Here is a 1,248-nt window from a genome sequence, read left to right on the forward strand (position 1 = left end):
CCCGGAAAAGACACACTTTTCTTTACTTAACCCTTACTTAACCCACTGGTTGCCTAGCAAAGGTTAAACGAAAACCCCCCTCCCGGATACCCGGGGAGGGGGTTAGTCTGAGCGGATGACGGGACTCGAACCCGCGACCCTAACCTTGGCAAGGTTATGCGCTACCAGCTGCGCTACATCCGCAAATACGCTCGCCCATAAGGGCTTACGTGGTGCGCGATACTAGGATTGAACTAGTGACCTCTTCCGTGTCAGGGAAGCGCTCTCCCACTGAGCTAATCGCGCTGGGGTAAAAGCTATATAGAAGCTTTCAAGCGCAACCCCCTTCCAGGGGAAGGGGGTTTTGCACTGAGCGGATGACGGGACTCGAACCCGCGACCCTAACCTTGGCAAGGTTATGCGCTACCAGCTGCGCTACATCCGCAAATACGCTCGCCCATAAGGGCTTACGTGGTGCGCGATACTGGGATTGAACCAGTGACCTCTTCCGTGTCAGGGAAGCGCTCTCCCGCTGAGCTAAACGCGCATTACATCGAAACCTTAAAGGAATCTCTGCTGAGGTGGAAACGGGAATCGAACCCGTGTACACGGCTTTGCAGGCCGTTGCCTCGCCACTCGGCCATTCCACCGTGAGGCTGCCGCCTCAGTGGTTGCCTCGAAGTTATACCACAGGGTCTAACTTCTTGGGAAACCAGAGCGGATGACGGGACTCGAACCCGCGACCCTAACCTTGGCAAGGTTATGCGCTACCAGCTGCGCTACATCCGCATTGCGATGCAAGGAAAGGCGAAAACGATAATCTCATTTGCTCCCTTGCGGTGCGAAAGATACTTTAGCGTGATTGTGTGAGGGATTACAAATGCCCTGGTGAATGTGTTTATTGGGGCAGTCGAGGTATGGCTAGTTTGGTGATTGTGAAGTGTTTAAATGGCAATGATGTCATTTTGAATCGGGCGGACGTTATTTGGCTGGGTCAAGCCATGTGGTAGCGATGTCGGGCGTAGTTGAAGTTCTGTATTTAAAGAGGGTGATCCTCCGAACAGCGTAATTATGGAAAATTCTAAGACGCGTGCTAACTTATTGCGCAGAGCAGTGAGGTTCACTTGAGTCGCCTGCCATAGTCCCATAGCTCAGTGGAAGAGCGTTCCGTTCACACCGGAAAGGTCGCTGGTTCGAACCCAGTTGGGACTACCACGTGTAAGGAGCTCCCAATTTTTGAACTAGCCCCCGAAAGTTGGACTGGTTTAA

The 1,248-nt window shown here is 52.9% G+C and carries 7 tRNA genes; 1 reads left to right on the forward strand and 6 read right to left on the reverse strand.

What is annotated here, in order from left to right:
* Nucleotides 1-110 precede the first annotated feature (110 nt).
* The 6 genes from HMPREF2857_RS08995 to HMPREF2857_RS09020 form a co-directional block, all read right to left on the reverse strand.
* A tRNA-Gly gene (locus HMPREF2857_RS08995) sits at nt 111-183 on the reverse strand.
* A gap of 27 nt (nt 184-210) precedes the next feature.
* Nucleotides 211-285, reverse strand: a tRNA-Val gene (locus HMPREF2857_RS09000).
* Nucleotides 286-351: 66 nt separating this feature from the next.
* Nucleotides 352-424: transfer RNA gene (locus HMPREF2857_RS09005), tRNA-Gly, on the reverse strand.
* Between the two features lie 27 nt (nt 425-451).
* Nucleotides 452-526, reverse strand: a tRNA-Val gene (locus HMPREF2857_RS09010).
* Between the two features lie 32 nt (nt 527-558).
* Nucleotides 559-629, reverse strand: a tRNA-Cys gene (locus tag HMPREF2857_RS09015).
* Nucleotides 630-695: 66 nt separating this feature from the next.
* Nucleotides 696-768, reverse strand: a tRNA-Gly gene (locus HMPREF2857_RS09020).
* Nucleotides 769-1,119: 351 nt separating this feature from the next.
* Here HMPREF2857_RS09020 and HMPREF2857_RS09025 point away from each other — a divergent pair.
* Nucleotides 1,120-1,194 (forward strand) — tRNA-Val (locus HMPREF2857_RS09025).
* Nucleotides 1,195-1,248: the final 54 nt, after the last annotated feature.

Origin of the sequence: Corynebacterium sp. HMSC076C10, assembly GCF_001812455.1 — a bacterium.
Lineage (GTDB): Bacteria > Actinomycetota > Actinomycetes > Mycobacteriales > Mycobacteriaceae > Corynebacterium > Corynebacterium jeikeium_D.